The sequence below is a fragment of the Agromyces humatus genome, from assembly GCF_021228295.1.
Taxonomy (GTDB): domain Bacteria; phylum Actinomycetota; class Actinomycetes; order Actinomycetales; family Microbacteriaceae; genus Agromyces; species Agromyces humatus.
Map to the genome: position 1 here is coordinate 284,363 of NZ_JAJQPD010000004.1, position 17,469 is coordinate 301,831.

The 17,469-nt window shown below is 69.3% G+C and carries 13 protein-coding genes; 8 read left to right on the forward strand and 5 right to left on the reverse strand.

The features are described from left to right. Positions 1–35: 35 nt before the first annotated feature. Complete coding sequence (locus LSF15_RS08900; RefSeq protein ID WP_232498167.1) at positions 36–728, reverse strand: Pr6Pr family membrane protein; 693 nt, start codon at positions 726–728, stop codon at positions 36–38. 122 nt (positions 729–850) lie between these two features. Between LSF15_RS08900 and LSF15_RS08905 the strand changes: the two genes are divergently transcribed. Further along, the gene (locus LSF15_RS08905) at positions 851–1,840 is read left to right on the forward strand and encodes an NADP-dependent oxidoreductase (protein WP_232498168.1); all 990 of its coding nucleotides are present in this window, start codon (positions 851–853) and stop codon (positions 1,838–1,840) included. A gap of 36 nt (positions 1,841–1,876) precedes the next feature. On the opposite strand, the gene LSF15_RS08910 is transcribed toward LSF15_RS08905, so the two are convergent. After that, positions 1,877–2,842, reverse strand: coding sequence for an ArsR/SmtB family transcription factor (locus tag LSF15_RS08910; RefSeq protein ID WP_232498169.1), 966 nt, complete (start codon positions 2,840–2,842; stop codon positions 1,877–1,879). Positions 2,843–2,898: 56 nt separating this feature from the next. On the opposite strand from LSF15_RS08910, the gene LSF15_RS08915 reads away from it, so the two are divergent. Together LSF15_RS08915 and LSF15_RS08920 are read left to right on the forward strand one after the other, a co-directional pair. Next, positions 2,899–4,302 carry an MFS transporter gene (locus tag LSF15_RS08915; protein WP_232498170.1) on the forward strand — a complete coding sequence of 468 codons (1,404 nt, stop codon included), beginning with the start codon at positions 2,899–2,901 and terminating at the stop codon, positions 4,300–4,302. Positions 4,303–4,348: 46 nt separating this feature from the next. Beyond that, a complete protein-coding gene (locus LSF15_RS08920; RefSeq protein WP_232498171.1) occupies positions 4,349–5,713 on the forward strand; it encodes a cryptochrome/photolyase family protein in 1,365 nt (454 codons plus the stop codon). 53 nt (positions 5,714–5,766) lie between these two features. Here LSF15_RS08920 and LSF15_RS08925 read toward each other — a convergent pair whose 3' ends face one another. Continuing rightward, positions 5,767–6,318, reverse strand: coding sequence for a GNAT family N-acetyltransferase (locus LSF15_RS08925; RefSeq protein ID WP_232498172.1), 552 nt, complete (start codon positions 6,316–6,318; stop codon positions 5,767–5,769). A 198-nt stretch (positions 6,319–6,516) separates the two neighbouring features. Between LSF15_RS08925 and LSF15_RS08930 the strand changes: the two genes are divergently transcribed. From LSF15_RS08930 to LSF15_RS08940, 3 genes are all read left to right on the forward strand, one after another. Next, positions 6,517–6,882, forward strand: a complete 366-nt coding sequence (locus LSF15_RS08930) for a hypothetical protein (protein ID WP_232498173.1) — start codon at positions 6,517–6,519, stop codon at positions 6,880–6,882. A 66-nt stretch (positions 6,883–6,948) separates the two neighbouring features. Next, the gene (locus LSF15_RS08935) at positions 6,949–8,328 is read left to right on the forward strand and encodes an ATP-binding protein (protein ID WP_232498174.1); all 1,380 of its coding nucleotides are present in this window, start codon (positions 6,949–6,951) and stop codon (positions 8,326–8,328) included. 285 nt (positions 8,329–8,613) lie between these two features. Continuing rightward, complete coding sequence (locus tag LSF15_RS08940; protein WP_232498175.1) at positions 8,614–11,922, forward strand: 3-keto-alpha-glucoside-1,2-lyase-like domain-containing protein; 3,309 nt, start codon at positions 8,614–8,616, stop codon at positions 11,920–11,922. A 138-nt stretch (positions 11,923–12,060) separates the two neighbouring features. Here the strand turns inward: LSF15_RS08940 and aceB are convergent, their stop codons facing one another. Together aceB and aceA are read right to left on the reverse strand one after the other, a co-directional pair. Continuing rightward, positions 12,061–13,764, reverse strand: coding sequence for a malate synthase A (gene aceB, locus LSF15_RS08945; RefSeq protein WP_232498176.1), 1,704 nt, complete (start codon positions 13,762–13,764; stop codon positions 12,061–12,063). A gap of 153 nt (positions 13,765–13,917) precedes the next feature. Further along, a complete protein-coding gene (gene aceA, locus LSF15_RS08950; protein ID WP_232498177.1) occupies positions 13,918–15,273 on the reverse strand; it encodes an isocitrate lyase in 1,356 nt (451 codons plus the stop codon). A gap of 237 nt (positions 15,274–15,510) precedes the next feature. Here aceA and LSF15_RS08955 point away from each other — a divergent pair, with 237 nt between their 5' ends. After that, positions 15,511–15,879 carry a PadR family transcriptional regulator gene (locus tag LSF15_RS08955; RefSeq protein ID WP_232498178.1) on the forward strand — a complete coding sequence of 123 codons (369 nt, stop codon included), beginning with the start codon at positions 15,511–15,513 and terminating at the stop codon, positions 15,877–15,879. Positions 15,880–15,882: 3 nt separating this feature from the next. Beyond that, positions 15,883–17,295 carry a permease prefix domain 1-containing protein gene (locus LSF15_RS08960; RefSeq protein ID WP_232498179.1) on the forward strand — a complete coding sequence of 471 codons (1,413 nt, stop codon included), beginning with the start codon at positions 15,883–15,885 and terminating at the stop codon, positions 17,293–17,295. Positions 17,296–17,469: the final 174 nt, after the last annotated feature.

Here is a 17,469-nt window from a genome sequence, read left to right on the forward strand (position 1 = left end):
CGAGGCGCCTCTTCGTCGTGCCCCTCTCCGCGATCTCAGGCGACGACGCGCTCGCCGCGCTCCTCTGCCTCGTCGTCGACCGGCGGGTCGACGGCACGGTACGGCCAGCTCACCTGGCTGAGGCCGACGATCGCCGAGCCGACGAGCAGGATGAACGAGGCGATCGCGATGACGTACAGTGTGACGCCGCGATAGCCGACCCCGGGCTCGATCGCGGGGTCGAGGAACGGATACGGGTACCAGCCCACGATCGCGCCGCGGACGATCGTGTAGACGACCCAGGCGATCGGGAACGCGGCGATCCACCAGAACCGGCTCCACGGCACGCGCCCACGGCCGGGGGCGAGGATCCAGTCGAGCAGCAGGTACAGCGGCGCCCAGACGTGCAGGATCTCGTTCGACCACGGAACGGTGGTGGCCTGGTCGAGCGAGATGTCGCGCAGCAGCAGGTTGTAGACGACGAGCGTCGTGGTCATGTACGTCACGATCGCGGCACGCGCGAACGTGTACCAGTCGGGCTCGGACACCCCCCGAAGGCCGTACCACGCGCCGATGAGCAGCACGATCGCGGCGAGCGCGTTCGACAGGATCGTGAAGAAGCTGAAGAAGTTCACGACGAACGCCGCCGGGTCGGGCACCATCGAGAGGCTGTTGGCGAACTGGCCGACGATCGCCACGATGATCGCGGCAGCTGCGAGCAACCGCAGGACTCCGAACAGTCGACGCACGTTTCCCGCCCCTCTCGGTCGCCGCTCGGCGACGCTGAGTGCAGCCTAGTGGTGCACGAGAATGGAGCACATCACCGGATGCCGCGACACGCGGCCGGCTGAGAGCGGAGGCGATACCACCCATGACCGAGACGATGCGCGCGCTCGTGATCGACCGCACGGGCGGGCCCGACGAACTCCACATCGCCGAGGTTCCCGCGGCGCGACGCGTGATCGACGAGGTGCTCGTGCGGGTCATCGCCGCGGGCGTGAATCCGATCGACGTGAAGACCCGTGCCGGACGAGGAGTCTCGGGCTCGCTGGGCGCGTTCCCCGCGGTGCTCGGATTCGACTTCGCCGGCGTGGTCGAGGCGAGCCCGTACGCCGCGCACCCGCTGCAGCCGGGCGACCGCGTGTACGGCATGGCCAAGGTGCCGCGCGCCGCCGGCAGCTATGCCGAGCTGGTCGCGGCGACGTCGCTCAGCGTCACGCCGATGCCGACCTCGCTCGACTTCGTCCAGGCCGCGGCGGTGCCGCTCGCCGCGCTCACCGCGTGGGGCGCCGTCGTCGACACGGCGCGCGTGCACGACGGGCAGCGGGTGCTGATCCACGCAGGTGCGGGCGGGGTGGGCCATTTCGCGGTGCAGCTCGCCGCGTACTTCGGCGCGACGGTGACGACGACCGGGTCGCCCCGCAATGCCGAGTTCCTGCGCGAGCTCGGCGCCCACCGCGTCGTCGACTACACGAGCGAGCGGTTCGAGGAGGTCGCGGGCGAGCAGGACGTGGTCATCGATCTCATCGGCAACGTGCACGACGAGACCGGCACCCGCTCGCTCGACGTGCTGCGCCGCGGCGGCCTCATCGTCAACATCCCGACGGCGTCATGGCCGACCATGGCCGCCGAGGCCGAGGCACGGGGCATCCGCGCCACCGGGTACTCGGTCGTCCCCGACGCGCGCACCCTCGCGGTGATGACGCGGCTGATCGACGACGGCGCGGTCCGCGTGCACGTCGACCGCGAGCTGCCGCTCGAGCAGGGCGCCGAGGCGCACCGCCTGCTCGAGGCCGGCCACGTGCGCGGCAAGGTCGTGCTGCGCATCGCGTCCGATCCCGCTCCTCCGCCGGTCGAGTAGTCCCCACTGGCGCGAATCGGCACTCCCCCATCAGGATCAGCGGGTCAGCGGCCGCGCGTCGAGCAGGGCGCTGCCGAGCTCGCTGCGCAGGTAGAGCACGCTGTGCCCATACCGAGTCGAGACGAGCAGGCCGGCGTCGCGCAGCACTCGCAGGTGCTGGTTCACCGCCGACGCCGTGACGCCGAAGCGCACGCCGAGTTCGGTCGATGATGCCGGGTCGCCGAGGGCGGAGAGCAGGCTCGCCCGGGTTCGGCCGAGGATCGCCGCGAGTCCCGCGGGGTTCGCGACCTGCTCCGCCTCCCAGAGCGCGCCCTGCCCGCGGGCCGGGTACATGATGAGCGGCGGCCCGTCGCCGACGGGCGCCGATCCGCGGCGCGTGAACATCGTCGGCACGAGCGTGAGGCCGTGTCCGTCGATGCGCTGCACGCGGTCGTTCGGGTCCTTGAGCCGCACCGACACGATGCCGTCGGCGTAGTCGACCGTCGACGAGATGCCGTTCAGCATGACTGAGAGGCCGCCCTGTGCGATCTGGCGGCCGCGGTAGACGACGTCGGCCTCGAGTACCGCCCGCATGCGCGGCCAGTGGGGCTCGAATGTCGCCGTCCAGAGCTCGCGCAACGCCTGCACGATGCGCCGCACCGCGACCCGCGGTGAGCCGGCGAACACCTCGGGCACGTGGCCGTGCACCGCCACGAGGTCGCGCACGAACTCGTCGGGCGGCGTCGCGGCGAGCACCTCGAACTCGTCGTCGAGGCGCGTCAGGGGCGAGACAGGGCGCGGGTTCAGGAAGTCGGGAGTCCACAGCCGGTCGTCGATGAGGGCGAACAGCGCATCGAGGTCGAGGCCTGCGCGCGACGCCTCGGTGCGACGCAGCCAGGGAAGCTGCAGCGGGAAGCGCGAGGGGTCGCGGATGGCACGCAACGAGAGCCCCAGTTCGCACAGCGGTGAGATGCCGAAGCGCACGGTCGCGACATCCGCCTCGTTCAGCACGTAACGCAACATGAAGCGTCACGCTACATCAATTTCGTCGGTCGGATGTCTCTGCCAGAACTGTATGCGTGAGCCCTACCTCCACACCCGAATCCGATACCGGCACGATCGACGTTCCCGAACACCCGCGACCGGGACTGTTCGCCCGGCTCGCCGCCTCCGTCTCCGACCCGGTGCTGCGCATCCTGGTCGGCGCCACGCTCATCTCGCGGGTCGGCCGCGGCATCTTCCTCACTGTCACGGTGCTGTACTTCACGTTCATCGTGGGCCTCGCCCCGCACGAGGTCGCGATCGTGCTCGCCGCGGCGAGCGGGGCAGGCGTCGTGGCGTCGCTCGCGGGCGGGTGGCTCGCCGACCGATTCAGTGCGAAGCGCCTCGTGATCGTCTTCACGGCGATCGAGGGCGTCGCACTGATCAGCTACGTGTTCGCGGGCGACTTCATCTCGGCGCTCGTCATCGCGGTGATCTGCGGCGCGTTCGAGATGGGCGCGAACTCGACCAGGTCGGCGATCATCGCGCGGGCGTTCGAGGGCGAGAGCCGGGTGCACGCGCGTGCCGTGCTGCGCAGCATCACGAACGTGGCCATCGCGGCAGGGTCGGGGCTCGGCGCCCTCGCGCTGGCGCTCGGCACCGCCGAGGCGTATCGCTCGCTCATCGTCGGCGCGGGCGCGCTCTACCTGCTCGGGCTGTTCCAGCTCGTGAAACTGCCCGCCAGCGTCGATGCGCCGGCTCGCCCGGCCGTCGCCTCGGTGACGACCGCAACCGGATCGGTCGATGCCGCGGCCACCGCTGACGCGGCTGTGGCGTCACGCCGCGACTGGGCGCGACGCTCACCGTGGCGCGACCCGCGCTACCTCGTGTTCACGGCCCTCAGCGCGGTGTTCGGCATGCAGTTCGGGGTCGCCGAACTCGGCGTGCCGCTCTGGATTGCGCGCGAGACCGCGGCGCCCGAGGTGCTCGTCGCGCTGCTGCTCATCCTGAACACGGTGATCGTCGTCATCTTCCAGGTGCCGCTGTCGAAGGGCACGCACGACTTCAGGGTGGCCGCTCGGGTGTCGGCGATCAGCGCCTGGCTGATGGCCGGCGCGTGCCTCGTGTATGCGGCCGCGGCCGGCCTGCCCGTCGGGTTCGCGATCGCCGTGCTCGTGGTCGCCGCGCTCGCGCACGCGTTCGCGGAGGTGCTCTCGCAGGCGGGCGGCTGGGGGCTCAGCTTCGAGCTCGCCGACCCGCTGCGGGCCGGCGCCTACCAGGGCGTGTTCGGAATGGGGTACGCAGTCGGTGCGCTCGCGGCACCGCTCGTGGTGAACGCGACCGCGATCGCGCACGGCTTCGCCGGTTGGGCGATCCTCGCGGTGGTGTTCCTCGCCTCGGGGCTCGGCACCTGGGCGATCGCGCGGGCCGCGGCGCGCACCGCAGATCACACGCGGCACGCGGGCGCGGCAGCGGACGCGGGCGCGGGCGCGGCATCCTGATCGGATTCGCAGGCGGCCCGTCAGGGGAGTCGACTATCGTCGCCGCATGAGCGTCGCACCGTCGATCGTCTGGTTCCGCGACGACCTGCGCGTCGCCGATCACCCGGCGCTCGCAGCCGCCGTCGAACGCGGCGCGCCCGTCGTGTGCGTGTACGTGCTCGACGAGGAGTCCCCCGGCATCCGCCCGCTCGGCGGCGCCGCGAAGTGGTGGCTGAACGGCTCGCTCACGGCGCTCGGCGCGGCGCTCGACGGTCTCGGCGCGCGGCTCGTGCTGCGACGAGGGCCCGCCGCCCGCGTCATCCGCTCGCTCGTCGACGAGACGGGGGCGGGCGCCGTGTTCTGGAACCGCCGCTACGGCGGACCCGAGCGCCGGCTCGACGCCGAGCTCAAGCAGGCGTTTCGCGACGACGGTCTCATCGTTCAGAGCTTCGCCGCGAACCTGTTGTTCGAGCCTTGGACCATCCGCACCGGACAGGGCACGCCGTTCTCGGTGTTCACCCCGTTCTGGCGTGCGTGCATGCACGCGCCCGAGCCGCGGCATCCGCTGCCCGCGCCCGAGAAGATCGAGCCGACGGATGTCGCGACCGAACGCCTCGACGACTGGAGCCTGCTGCCCACCCGCCCCGATTGGGCCGCCGGCCTGCGCGAGGCCTGGAGCCCGGGCGCGGTCGCCGCGCACGAGCGCCTGCGCGGGTTCCTCGCCGACGACCTCGCCGACTACGCCGACGGGCGCGACCGTCCTGCCCGCTCGGCGACCTCGCGGCTCTCGCCGCACCTGCGCTGGGGCGAGCTCAGCCCCCACGAGGTGTGGCACGCGATGCGCCAGCGGCGAGTGCACGGCGAGGGCGCGAACCGGTTCCGCACCGAACTCGGCTGGCGCGAGTTCGCCTGGCACGTGCTGTTCCACGCACCCGAGTTGGCGACGACGAACTGGCGCGGCGAATTCGACGCGTTCCCGTGGCCGCGCCTGCATCCCGCCGCGTTGCGCGCATGGGAGGAGGGGCGCACCGGTGTGCCCCTCGTCGACGCCGGCATGCGCGAGCTCTGGGCCACCGGCACCATGCACAACCGCGTGCGCATGGTCGTGGCCTCGTTCCTCACCAAGAACCTGCTCATCGACTGGCGCCGCGGCGAGCAGTGGTTCTGGGACACGCTCGTCGATGCCGACGCGGCATCGAACCCGTTCAACTGGCAGTGGGTCGCCGGGTCGGGCGCAGATGCCGCGCCGTACTTCCGCGTGTTCAACCCCGAGCTGCAGGCGACGAAGTTCGACCCCGACGGCGAGTACGTACGGCGATGGGTGGCCGAGATCGGCACCGACGAGTACCCTGAGCCGATCGTCGACCTGAAGCAGACCCGCGCGGCGGCGCTCGCGGCGTACGAGCACGTGAAGGCGGCGGCGCGCGGGTAGGCGCGCTGAGCCGACGACCGTCACGAGGCGCTCGCGCTCGAGCGAGCGCGTGATCAGGCAATGGGCGCGAGCGGCCGCTCGAGCACCCAATCGTCCTCGTCACGGTCTCCGAGGCGGAAATGCTTTCGTCCGACCTTCGCGAAGCCGTGCTTCTCATAGAAGCGGATGGCGCGCGCGTTCTCCTCGTTCACGCCGAGCCACGCGCTCGCCGCACCTGTCGCCGCTGCCGCCTCGAGCGTCGCAGACATCAACGGGCCGGCCACCACGCCCGAGCCGTGGGCGAGCGCCCGCGTGTAGAACTTGCTGAGCTCGATCGCGGGCCGCGCCGACACTGCTGCAGCTGCATCCGTGTCGCCGGGTTCACCGGCGATGAGCATCGTGTAACCGACGAAATGGCCATCGGGCTCGTGCGCTACGAGGAGGGTGCGGTCGACGTCGGCGAGGTACCCGGCCATGCGCTCGGCGGTGAGGTTCACGGCGATGAACGCGGTGATGGCCTCGGCCGTCGTCGACGGCGGGCAGGCGAGTGGGAATGTGTCGGCGGCGAGCTCGGCGAGGGCCGCGGCATCGCCCGGGCTCGCGAGGCGGATCAGGAGGTCTGGCACGGTCACGATCCTTCCAGAGCCGGTGCCGGTGAGAACACGGCGCTCCCGCACGGGTCGTCGGCAGCGGGTCGTCAGGGTCCCAGGTGTCGCGCGAACAGATATTGACAAATCCTCGGTGCTGAGTAACGTCTGTGAACGGGCCTCACCCTGCTGCGGGTCTCATCCTTCTCCTGGATCCAACGCAACGACGGAGGAAACATGTTCAAGAAGTCACTCGCGGCGATCGGCCTGACCGCGGCATTCGTGTTCATTCCCACCGCGGCGAATGCACTCGACTGCGTCAACGTGTCGAAGCCGCCGGCGGCGTGCGGCGCTGTCTGCACCGACGGCCCCATCATCAACGGCAACTGGGCCTGGCTGCCCAGTGTCTTCCCGGGCGCACCGCAGGTCTGGGCGTTCGTCCCGCCGGGCACGGTTCAGGACTTCGGTCTGCCGGGCGAGAACGGCAACTTCCAAGGCGGAGAGGGGTTCGCCCTCCTCGTCAACGCCATCTGCAATTCGAACGGAGCGGTGCTCGACAAGCGCCAGACCGGACACGGCATCCAGCTCATGGAGGTGTGCTAGCAGCCGGCGGTCGCTTCTGAAGCGGCATTGCCCGAGGCATTGCCGCAGGAGTGGGATGATCGGCGCATGGATGCAGCGACTTCGCCCATCGCCCGCTCCGACGACGGACGTTCGTTCCTCGTCGGCGACGCCTCGGGCTCGAACCTCACCGCCGGTTCGCTCGTCATCGTCTCGGGCGGTGGCGAGCGGCAGCTCGCGCTCGTCGAGGAGCGCACCGAATCGCAGCCCGCGCTGCTCCGCGGGCGACTCATCGGCGTGCTCAGCGACGGCGGGCTCGACACCGCTCGCAGCCACCCGTTCGAACAGGGCACGGTCGAGGAGGTCGACGCCGCGACCATCGAGATGCTGCACGCCACCACAGGTGCGCTGCTCGAGGTCGGCACGAACCTGACCGACCCGGGCGGTGCGGCGAAGCTGCTGCCCCACCGATTCAACCGGCACACGTTCTGGTGCGGGCAGAGCGGCTCGGGCAAGACGTACGCGCTCGGCGTCGTGCTCGAGCAGCTGGTCGCGCACACCGCGCTGCCGGTCGTGATCTTCGACCCCAACTCGGACTTCGTGCGGCTCGGCGAGCTCAACCCCGACGCGAGCGGGCCCGCCGCCGAAGCACTCGCGCAACGCGACATCCGCGTGCTTCGCCCACGCGGCGAAGGCGACGCCGGCCTGCGAGCACGATTCCTCGACATGAACCTGCCGTCGAAGGCTGCCGTGCTGCGGCTCGACCCCATCGCCGACCGCGACGAGTACAACACGCTCATCCACCTGCAGGAGGTCGTGCGAGTCGGCGACATCGGCCAGATGCTGCCGATGATCCAGGCTGCGCAGGGGTCGGGTGACACGCATCCGCTCGCCGACCGCATCGAGAACCTGCGCGTGCTCGACTGGGAGGTGTGGGCCGGCGACCAGACGGCCGTCACCGACGTCGTCGCGCAGCGACCCGACGCCACCGTGCTCGACCTGGGCGGATTCTCGACGCCCGAGCAACAACTCGTGGTCGCCCTCTCGCTGCTCGACGACCTCTGGGAGCGCCGCGAGGAGCGACGCCCCGTTCTGCTCGTGATCGACGAGGCCCACAACCTCTGCTCGCCTCGTCTCGACTCACCCCTCGCGATCGCGGTGCGCGAGCGGATCGTGCAGATCGCCGCCGAGGGGCGCAAGTTCGGCCTGTGGCTGCTGTTGTCGACCCAGCGTCCCTCGAAGGTGCATCCCGGCATCCTGTCGCAGTGCGACAACCTCGCGCTCATGAAAATGACCTCACCGGTCGACCTCGGCGAGGTCGGCACGTACTTCGGGTATGCGCCGGCGTCGCTGCTCGCCCGGTCGCCGTGGTTCCGCCAGGGCGAGGCGCTGTTCGCCGGCGGCTTCGTGCCGACGCCGTCGCTCGTGAAGATGAACGCCCGGCTCACGCCCGAGGGCGGCAGCGACGTGAAGGTGCCGCTGCGCTGAGCCACCCACCGCCCTTCAGCGGCGACGCACGCGGTGGGTCGAGTCGACGCTCAGGAGAATGGCCGCCATCCCCCTCACGGGGTGTTGGCGGCCATTCTCCTGAGCTCCGCGCGAATTGACATTGGACAAACATAAGTCGCATATCTGCCGACAATTTTTGGATGGTATCGGTCGGAACCTGTAGACACACCGTGAGAAAGCCGCCTAAGCTCTGGACGTTTGTTGTTGGCGAAGGTGGCAGTGACGCGCTTCGTCGACTCGTCTTGATCGACCAAAGGAGCGATGATGCCTGTAACTGCAAGTCCGCCGGTACGACGCCGGTTCGGTTCCCGCCTCGGCGCTGGAGCGCTCGCCCTCGCAACGATCGCCAGCGCGCTGACGATCGCGGGAGCGGCCGCACCTGCTTCGGCTGAGCTGCCGGAGCAGGAACCGGGTGTCACGCTCCGCACCTTCAACGTGCCGCCCGGAATGACCGAGCTGTGCACGCTGAAGTCGGGAACGACGCCGAACGTCGACAAGCTGATGCCGACGATCGACTTCGTCGCGGACGCGGACTTCGGCGGCACCGACTACTTCGTCACGCACGTGATCGCGAACCTGAACGTGCCGGCCGACGGTGACTACACGTTCCGCCTGACGAGCGACGACGGCTCGAGGCTCATCCTCGACGGGGAGCGCATCATCGACAACGACGGGCTTCAGGGCCCGACTGCGGTGGACGCCACGACAACGCTGACCGCAGGCAGCCACGCGCTCTTCGTCGAGCATTTCGAAGACAAGTACGGCCAGATGCTGAAGCTCGAGTGGCGTCCGCCAGGTGCAGCCGGATTCGAGGTCGTGCCGAACAGCGTGCTGAGCACCGACGCGAACGTCGTGCGTGTGACCGCGCCGGGGACCAAGTACTGCGAGGGCGCCGCGGATACCGCGGGCGACGGTCTCCGGCTGGACACCGTCAATCCGAACTACGACCTCATCGACCTGCGTCCCGCCGGGTTCGAACCAAAGGTCTCGGGCCTCGACTTCACGGACGACAATCGTCTTGTCGTGTCCACCACCGGTTCCGTGAGTTCCGGCGGATGGGTGCCGGGCGCGGAGCCCGGAGAGGTGTTCCTGCTCGACAACGTGCTCGACGCCACGGGGCCCGAGGAGGTGGAGGTCACGAAGGTCGCGACCGACCTGCTCAACCCGATGGGCGTCGACGTCATCGGCGACAAGATCTACGTCTCCGAGCGACACCAGCTCACCGAACTCAGCGACCCCGACGGCGACGGCTTCTACGATGTGCACACGAAGCTGGCTGAGTGGCCCTATGGCGGCAACTTCCACGAGTTCGCCTTCGGCCTCGTCCACGATGACCAGAACTTCTACGTGAACCTCTCGGTCGCGATCAACAACGGCGGGGCGACCACCAATCCGCAGCCCGCTCCGAACCGCGGAACCACTCTCAAAGTCGACCGTGCAACCGGCGAGGTGAGCTACGTCGCCGGCGGCCTGCGCACTCCGAACGGCATCGCCTTCGGTCCCGATGACGAGCTGTTCGCCATGGACAATCAGGGTGCTTGGCTGCCGGCCTCCAAGCTCGTGCACGTCGAGCAGGACCGGTTCTTCAACCACTTCACCAACCCTGCGGGTCCGTTCGATGCCAAGCCGGTGACCCAGCCGGTGGTGTGGATCCCCCAGAACGAGATCGGAAACTCGCCGAGCACGCCGATCCTCCTCGAGGAGGGACCCTTCGCCGGCCAGATGCTGTTCGGTGACGTGACCTATGGCGGGCTGCAGCGCGCGTTCATCGAAGAAGTCGACGGGGAGTACCAGGGTGCGGTCTTCCGTCACACCGCCGGCCTCGAGTCGGGCGTCAACCGGGTGATCGTCGGACCGGACGGTGCGCTCTACGTCGGCGGGACCGGCGAGGGCGGCAACTGGGGCGAATCGGGCAAGCTCCGGTTCGGGCTGCAGAAACTCTCCCCGGTGAGCGAGAGCACCTTCGACATGACGTCCGTTCGTGTCGTCGAAGGCGGGTTCGAGATCGCATACACCGAGCCGATCTCCGAGGACACCGCGGCGAACATCGCGAAGGCCTATCGTGCCGAGCAATGGCGATACGTGCCGACGACCAGCTACGGCGGGCCGAAGATCGACGAGGAGCCGCTGCGTGTCACCGGGGCTGACGTGTCCGAGGATCGGAAGACCGTCACGGTGAGCCTCGACGGCCTCAAGCCGAACCGCGTCGTGCACCTGCGTTCGCCGCGTCCGTTCGTGTCGGAGACCGGCCAGGAACTGTGGAACACCGAGGCGTGGTACACACTGAACACCCTCCCGGGGTACGTGCCTCCCGCCGACCGAGGCTGGTATGAAGCTGAGGAGGCGGCACTCCTCGGCACCGCGGGCATCGACATCGAGCACAACGGCTTCTCCGGCTCCGGGTTCGTCGACGGGCTCGGGAACGTCGGGTCCGGGGCATCCTTCTCGGTCACCGCCGACGAGGAAGGGACCCACCCGGTCAACCTGCGCTACGCGAATGGGCCGAACCCGTTCCAAGGCACGAAGGAGCTCTCGCTCTACGTGAACGGGACGAAGGTCGGTCCATGGGCTCTGCCGAGCACGGGTGACTGGAAGACGTGGAAGACGGTCACTCGCGATATCGACCTCCCTGCGGGCAGAAGCACCATCGCGCTCAAGTACGACACCGGCGACGACGGTCACGTCAACATCGACATGCTCTCCGTCGGCGGAGGCGCCGACATCTGCGCGCCCGCCGAGGCGGAGGCGGGATACACCGGCCTCTTCGACGGAACGCTCGCCAGCTTCGAGAACTGGCGGCTTGCCGGCTCGGGCGGGTTCGGTCGAACTGCCGATTGCACCCTGCAGACCCACGGTGGTATGGGGCTGCTCTGGTACACGGCTCAGGAGCTCGGGGAGTACAGTCTCAAGCTCGACTGGAAGCTCACGCAGGATCACAACGGCGGCGTGTTCGTCGGCTTCCCCAACCCTGGAACCGACCCGTGGGTCGCCGTGAACAAGGGCTATGAGATCCAGATCGACGCGAGCGACGCGCCTGACCGCACGACTGGTGCGATCTACACCTTCCAGGGCGCCGATGCCGATGCAGTGGCAGAGGCTCTCAACCCGGTTGGCGAGTGGAACGCGTACGAGATCGTCGTCAAGGGGCAGACCATCACGGTGGTCCTGAACGGCACGGTCGTGAACGAGTTCACGAGTACCGATCCTGCGCGGGACCTGGCACAGGGCTTCATCGGCGTCCAGAACCACGGAGGCGGCGAGACGGTCCACTACCGCAACATCCGCGTGAAGGAGGAACTCGAGGTCAGTGCGACCGCGGAGGTTCGCTGCTCCGTCCACAAGGCGTATCTCGCGGTTCGTGCAACGAACGACGACACCGTCCCCGTCGACATCACTCTGTCGACCGCGTTCGGCAAGCGTACGGTGACGGACGTTCAGCCGGGCGACTCCATCCTCGAGACGTTCACCAGGCGTGCCACCGCGCTCGATGCGGGGACCGTGGACGTCGCGGCAGCCGGAGACGAACGGACGGGAGGAGTGAGCGCCGACTATGCCGCGAAGAGCTGCGGCTGATCCGAACCTCCGGGGGCGAGTGGCGAATGCCATTCGCCCCCGGGCGATCGGGCGAGCCCGCCCAGGCCGTGCACCTCCGGGGTCTCCGGAATCGGCCTGAACGGGCCCGCCCAGTCGGCGGAGCCGCGGATCAGCAGCTCACAGGTGCCGCGCGTACGCCCCCACGGTCAGGAACGTCGGGAACTCGGGCTCGAGCGCCACGGTGCGGAACACCGAGATCGCGTCGTCGAACCGGTCGCCCTCGAAGCGCGGCAGGTCGGCGACGGCGGCCGCCATGATGCGCACGATCGACGTCTGGTCGATGCGGGTGCCCTCCGCCGTGACGGTGTTCTCATTGAGCCACTGCCAGATCTGCGAACGCGAGATCTCGGCGGTCGCGGCATCCTCCATCAGGTTGTCGATGGCCGCCGCACCCGTCCCGCGCAGCCACGACTCGATGTAGCGGATCGCGATCGAGACGTTGTCGTGCACACCCGCCTCGGTGACCTCGCCGCCGACCGACGGGATGTCGAGCAGCCGCGCCGCCGTCACCTCGACGTCGTCGCGCAGGCGATCGACCTGGTTCGGGCGGTCGCCGAGCACCGCGTCGAACTCGGCGCGCGCCGTCGGGATGAGGTCGGGGTGCGCCACCCACGTGCCGTCGAAGCCGTCGCCGGCCTCGCGACGCTTGTCGGCGGCGACCGCCTCGAGCGCCCGTTCGGTCACGAGCGCATCGCGACGGTTCGGGATGAATGCGCTCATGCCGCCGATGGCATGCGCCCCCCGTTTGTGGCAGGTCTGCACGAGCAGTTCGGTGTACGCGCGCATGAACGGCACGGTCATGGTGATCGACTTGCGGTCGGGCAGCACCCACCGGCGTCCGCGCGACCGGAACGTCTTCACGATCGAGAAGATGTAGTCCCACCGGCCGGCGTTGAGGCCCGCGCAGTGGTCGCGCAGCTCGTAGAGGATCTCGTCCATCTGGAACGCGGCCTGGATCGTCTCGATGAGCACCGTCGCTCGCACGGTGCCCTGCGGGATGCCGAGCGCGTTCTGCGCGTAGACGAAGATGTCGTTCCACAGCTTCGCCTCGCGGTGGCTCTCGAGCTTCGGCAGGTAGAAGTACGGGCCGCGGCCGGCGTCGATCAGCCGCTGCGCGTTGTGGAAGAAGTACAGCCCGAAGTCGACGAGCGAGCCCGACGCGTGCATCGCACGCCCCGCACGGTCGTGGAACTTCAGGTGCTTCTCGACGAGGTGCCAGCCGCGCGGCCGCATCACGATCGTCGGCGTCTCGGCGAGCGGGCGCTCGACCCGGTACTCCTTGCCCTCGGGGCTCGTGTACCCGAGGTCGCCGCGCAGGAAGTCGCGCAGCGTCAGCTGCCCCTCGATGACGTTCGTCCAGGTGGGGCTCGTGGCGTCCTCCTGGTCGGCGAGCCACACCTTCGCGCCCGAGTTCAGCGCGTTGATCGCCATCTTGCGGTCGGTCGGCCCGGTGATCTCGACGCGACGGTCCTCGAGGCCCGGCGCGGCGCCGGCGACCCGCCACGATGCGTCCTCGCGGATCCACTCGGTCTCGGGCAGGAACTTCGGGTCGCGGCCGTTCGCCGCGTCGACCCGCGACTGCAGGCGGACTGCGAGCAGCTCGTGCCGGGTGTGCGCGAAACGGTCGTGAAGCTCGGCGAGGAACGCGAGCGCCTCGGGCGTCAGGATCTCGTCGTAGCGCTCCCCGAGGGGCGCGGTGATCTCGATCCACGGGTCGACGGTCCGGAAGCTGCCGGTCGTCGGCTGCGGTTCGATGCGACGAGCGGATGTCGCGGCATCCGTTCGCTCGCGCTCGAGCGTCATGGCGGGTGTGGTGTTCATGGTCGTGTCTCCTTGCATTTCTCGCGGATTGAGGAGGCCCGCCAGGGCCGTCTCGAAATCTGAGGAGGCCCGCCAGGGCCGTCTCGAAACCTGGTCGTTGGGCGAATGGGTTTCGAGACGGCGGTGAACCGCCTCCTCAACCCGCGGATGCGGTCAGTGGTTGAACTGTTCTTCCTCGGTCGATCCGACGAGGGCGAGGGTGGCGCTGTTGGGGTTCAGCGCCGTGGCGATCTGGTCGAAGTAGCCGGTGCCGACCTCGCGCTGGTGGCGCGTGGCGGTGTAGCCGGATGCCTCCGAGGCGAATTCGGCCTCCTGGAGTTCGACGTAGGCCGACATGTGGCGCTCGTTGTAGTCCTTGGCGAGCGTGAACATGCCATGGTTCAGGGAGTGGAAGCCCGCGAGGGTGATGAACTGGAAGGCGTAGCCCATCGACGCGAGCTCGCGCTGGAACTTCGCGATCTGGTCGTCGTCGAGGTGACGCTTCCAGTTGAACGACGGCGAGCAGTTGTAGCTCAGGCGCTTGCCCGGGAACTTCGCGTGCACGGCCTCGGCGAAGCGGCGGGCCAGGTCGAGGTCGGGCTCGGCCGACTCGACCCAGAGCAGGTCGGCGTACTCGGCGTAGGCGAGGCCGCGGGCGATGACCGGCTCGATGCCGTTCTGCACCTCGTAGAAGCCCTCGGCGGTGCGCTCGCCCGTCACGAAGGGGCGGTCGCGCTCGTCGTGGTCGCTCGTGAGCAGGGTCGCGGCGAGCGCGTCGGTGCGGGCGATGATGATCGACGGGACCCCCGCGACGTCCGCCGCCAGGCGCGCCGCGTTGATCGTGCGGATGTGCTGGCCCGTCGGGATCAGCACCTTGCCGCCCATGTGGCCGCACTTCTTCTCGCTCGCGAGCTGGTCCTCCCAGTGCACGCCGGCGGCGCCGGCCTCGATCATCTGGTGCATGAGCTCGTAGGCGTTGAGGGGTCCGCCGAAGCCGGCCTCGGCGTCGGCGACGATCGGCGCCATCCAGTCCTTCACGCCGGTTGAGCCTGTCGAAACCGAGCCTGTCGAAACCGCATCCTGCTCGATCTGGCCGGCGCGCAGCAGCGCATTGTTGATGCGGCGCACGACGGCGGGCACCGAGTTCGCGGGGTAGAGCGACTGGTCGGGGTAGGTCTGGCCGCTGAGGTTCGCGTCGGCCGCGACCTGCCAGCCCGACAGGTAGATCGCCTTCAGGCCCGCGCGCACCTGCTGCACGGCCTGGTTGCCGGTGAGGGCGCCGAGCGCGGCCGACCACTGCGGGTCCTCCTGCGGCGCGAAGGCCGTGCCGGTGTTCTGCTGGATGTCGTTCCACAGCTTCTCGGCGCCTCGCTTGGCGAGCGTGCGCTCTTCGCGGACCGGGCCACGCAGGGCGACGACGTCGGCGGCGGTGTAGTCGCGGCGGATGTCGCTCCAGCGGGGGTTCGCGTCCCACTCGAGCTGCAGCTCGGCTGCGGTCTGGGTCTGGTCGCCGGGGCGGTCGGTGCTCATCGTCGTGCTCCTTCGGTGGTTCGTGCGGTGGCTGTGAACCCACTCTGCGCCCGGTGCGACACCCGACTCCGACGAATCCGGGGGTGAACTTTCCCGGTTCTTCTGCGCGGCGGAAGAACCCTCGTGCCGTGGGCTCTGGCGCGAAACCCGATGCAGGTGATACCTTGCAGTTCTATGTACCTTGCAGATCTAGGTATCCGGATCTGCGATGTCCGCAATGACACGATCGGAGCACGCATGCGGCTCGGCAAAGACCTGGTGGCGGCGGCGGCCACGCCTGTGGTGCTCGGCATCCTCGCCGAGGGCGAGTCGTACGGCTACGCCATCCTGCAGCGCATCGCCGACCTCTCGGGCGGCGAGCTCGAGTGGAGCGACGGCATGCTCTACCCCCTGCTGCACCGGCTCGAACGACTCGGCCACGTCGACTCCGAGTGGCGACAGTCGCCGGGCGGACGGGCGCGCAAGCACTACCGCCTCAGCGTGCAGGGCGCCTCGACGCTCGCCGACCAGCGCAGGCAGTGGTCGGTCATCGGCGGGGTGCTCGATCAGGTCTGGCCGGGCGGTCCCGACGACCGGCAGCCGCGGCTCGCGCTCGGGCTGGGCTGAGCGATGACGACCGAACAGGCCCACACGCTCGACGAGCTCGTCGCGTCCTGGCGCAGCTGGATGGAGCGTCGCGACGCCCTCAGCGTCCGCGACGTCGATGAGCTCGAATCCCACCTCCGCGACCGGGTCGACTCCCTCACGGCCGCAGGGTTCGCCGACGACGAGGCGTTCCTCATCGCGGTGAAGCGGCTCGGCGGCATCGATGACCTCTCGCGCGAGTACGCCGCCGAGCACTCCGGCCGGCTCTGGAAGCAGCTCGTGCTCGACGACTCGGCGCGGAGCGGCGATGGCGAGGCCGCGACCAGTGCAGTCCCCTTCCTGCACCGAGCGAACGGGTTGGCCGTCGCACTCGCGCTCGGCGTCGGCGCGGGCATCGCCGTGAAGGCGACAGAGCTCCTCACCGGTGAACCAGAACTCGTCGTCCGGAACATCGCGGTGCTCGTGCTGCCGTTCCTCGCGGCGTGGTTCGCGTGGCTGCGACGACCTCCGGTCGCCACCCTCATCGGCGTCGCCGCGGCGTTCGCGGTCGTCACGCTCGCGCTGAACCTCTACCCGTTCGACGGAGGATCGTCGACGGTCACGTTCGCGACGCAGAACTCGGCGACCGCGGTGCTCGCGACGATCGGCTCGATCGTCGCGCTCTGGCTCGTCACGGGCATCGTCGAGGCGGGCGGAGTCTGGCAGAGCGATCGCACTCGCATGGACTTCCTGCGATTCAGCGGCGAGTGGCTCGTCTACTTCGTGCTCATCGCAATCGTCGGCGGCGCACTGAGCGGACTCACGATCGCGGTGTTCGCCTCGATCCAGGTGGAGATCATGCCGTTCATCGGCGAGTGGGTGCTGCCGTGCGGTGCGGCGGGCGCGGTGCTCGTGGCGGCCTGGCTCGTGGGCGCGAAGCAGCGCGTCATCGAGAACATCGCCCCGGTGCTCACGAAGGTGTTCACGCCGCTCTTCACGCTCATGATGCTGGCGCTCATCGTCGCCGCCGTCATGCAGTGGAACCTCGTCGACGGCAGCCGCGACCTGCTCATCGCCTTCGACCTCGTGCTCGTCGTGGTCGTGGCACTCCTCGTGTACTCGATCTCGGCCCGCGACCCCGCGATCCCCCCGGGTTGGTTCGACCGACTGCAGGTGCTCATGCTCGCGGCCGCGCTCGTCGTCGACGGCATCGTGCTCGTCGCGATGGTCGCCCGCACGGGTGAGTTCGGGTGGAGCGCGAACAAGACCGCCTCGCTCGGGCTGAATCTCATCCTGCTGACGAACCTCGCGTGGGCCGCATGGCTGCAGGTCGGCTTCGTGCGTCGGCGCGTGCCGTTCGGCACCATCGAACGCTGGCAGACCGGATTCCTCCCGATCTACCTCGGCTGGGCTGGGATCATCGTTCTCGCCTTCCCGCCGGTGTTCGGCTTCGTCTGATCGCGGCGTCGCCGAGCACCCCTGTAGGCGCACATGCTTCGGATGCGCAGCAAGTCGCCGGACGAAGTGTCGTGGTGGGGGCGCTTGCCCGATGGTTCGTCCGGTTCTCGGTGCGGCCATTGCCTTCGAAGCGCCGTCGCGGATTGAATGGCCGGACGCGACGACGCGCAGGCG

Coding starts and splice junctions, on each gene's coding strand:
- LSF15_RS08940 (WP_232498175.1), top strand. CDS start 8,614: ATGCCTGTAACTGCAAGTCCGCCGGTACGACGCCGGTTCGGTTCCCGC.
- LSF15_RS08960 (WP_232498179.1), top strand. CDS start 15,883: ATGACGACCGAACAGGCCCACACGCTCGACGAGCTCGTCGCGTCCTGG.
- LSF15_RS08920 (WP_232498171.1), top strand. CDS start 4,349: ATGAGCGTCGCACCGTCGATCGTCTGGTTCCGCGACGACCTGCGCGTC.
- LSF15_RS08905 (WP_232498168.1), top strand. CDS start 851: ATGACCGAGACGATGCGCGCGCTCGTGATCGACCGCACGGGCGGGCCC.
- LSF15_RS08935 (WP_232498174.1), top strand. CDS start 6,949: ATGGATGCAGCGACTTCGCCCATCGCCCGCTCCGACGACGGACGTTCG.
- LSF15_RS08930 (WP_232498173.1), top strand. CDS start 6,517: ATGTTCAAGAAGTCACTCGCGGCGATCGGCCTGACCGCGGCATTCGTG.
- aceA (WP_232498177.1), bottom strand. CDS start 15,273: ATGAGCACCGACCGCCCCGGCGACCAGACCCAGACCGCAGCCGAGCTG.
- LSF15_RS08910 (WP_232498169.1), bottom strand. CDS start 2,842: ATGTTGCGTTACGTGCTGAACGAGGCGGATGTCGCGACCGTGCGCTTC.
- LSF15_RS08955 (WP_232498178.1), top strand. CDS start 15,511: ATGCGGCTCGGCAAAGACCTGGTGGCGGCGGCGGCCACGCCTGTGGTG.
- aceB (WP_232498176.1), bottom strand. CDS start 13,764: ATGAACACCACACCCGCCATGACGCTCGAGCGCGAGCGAACGGATGCC.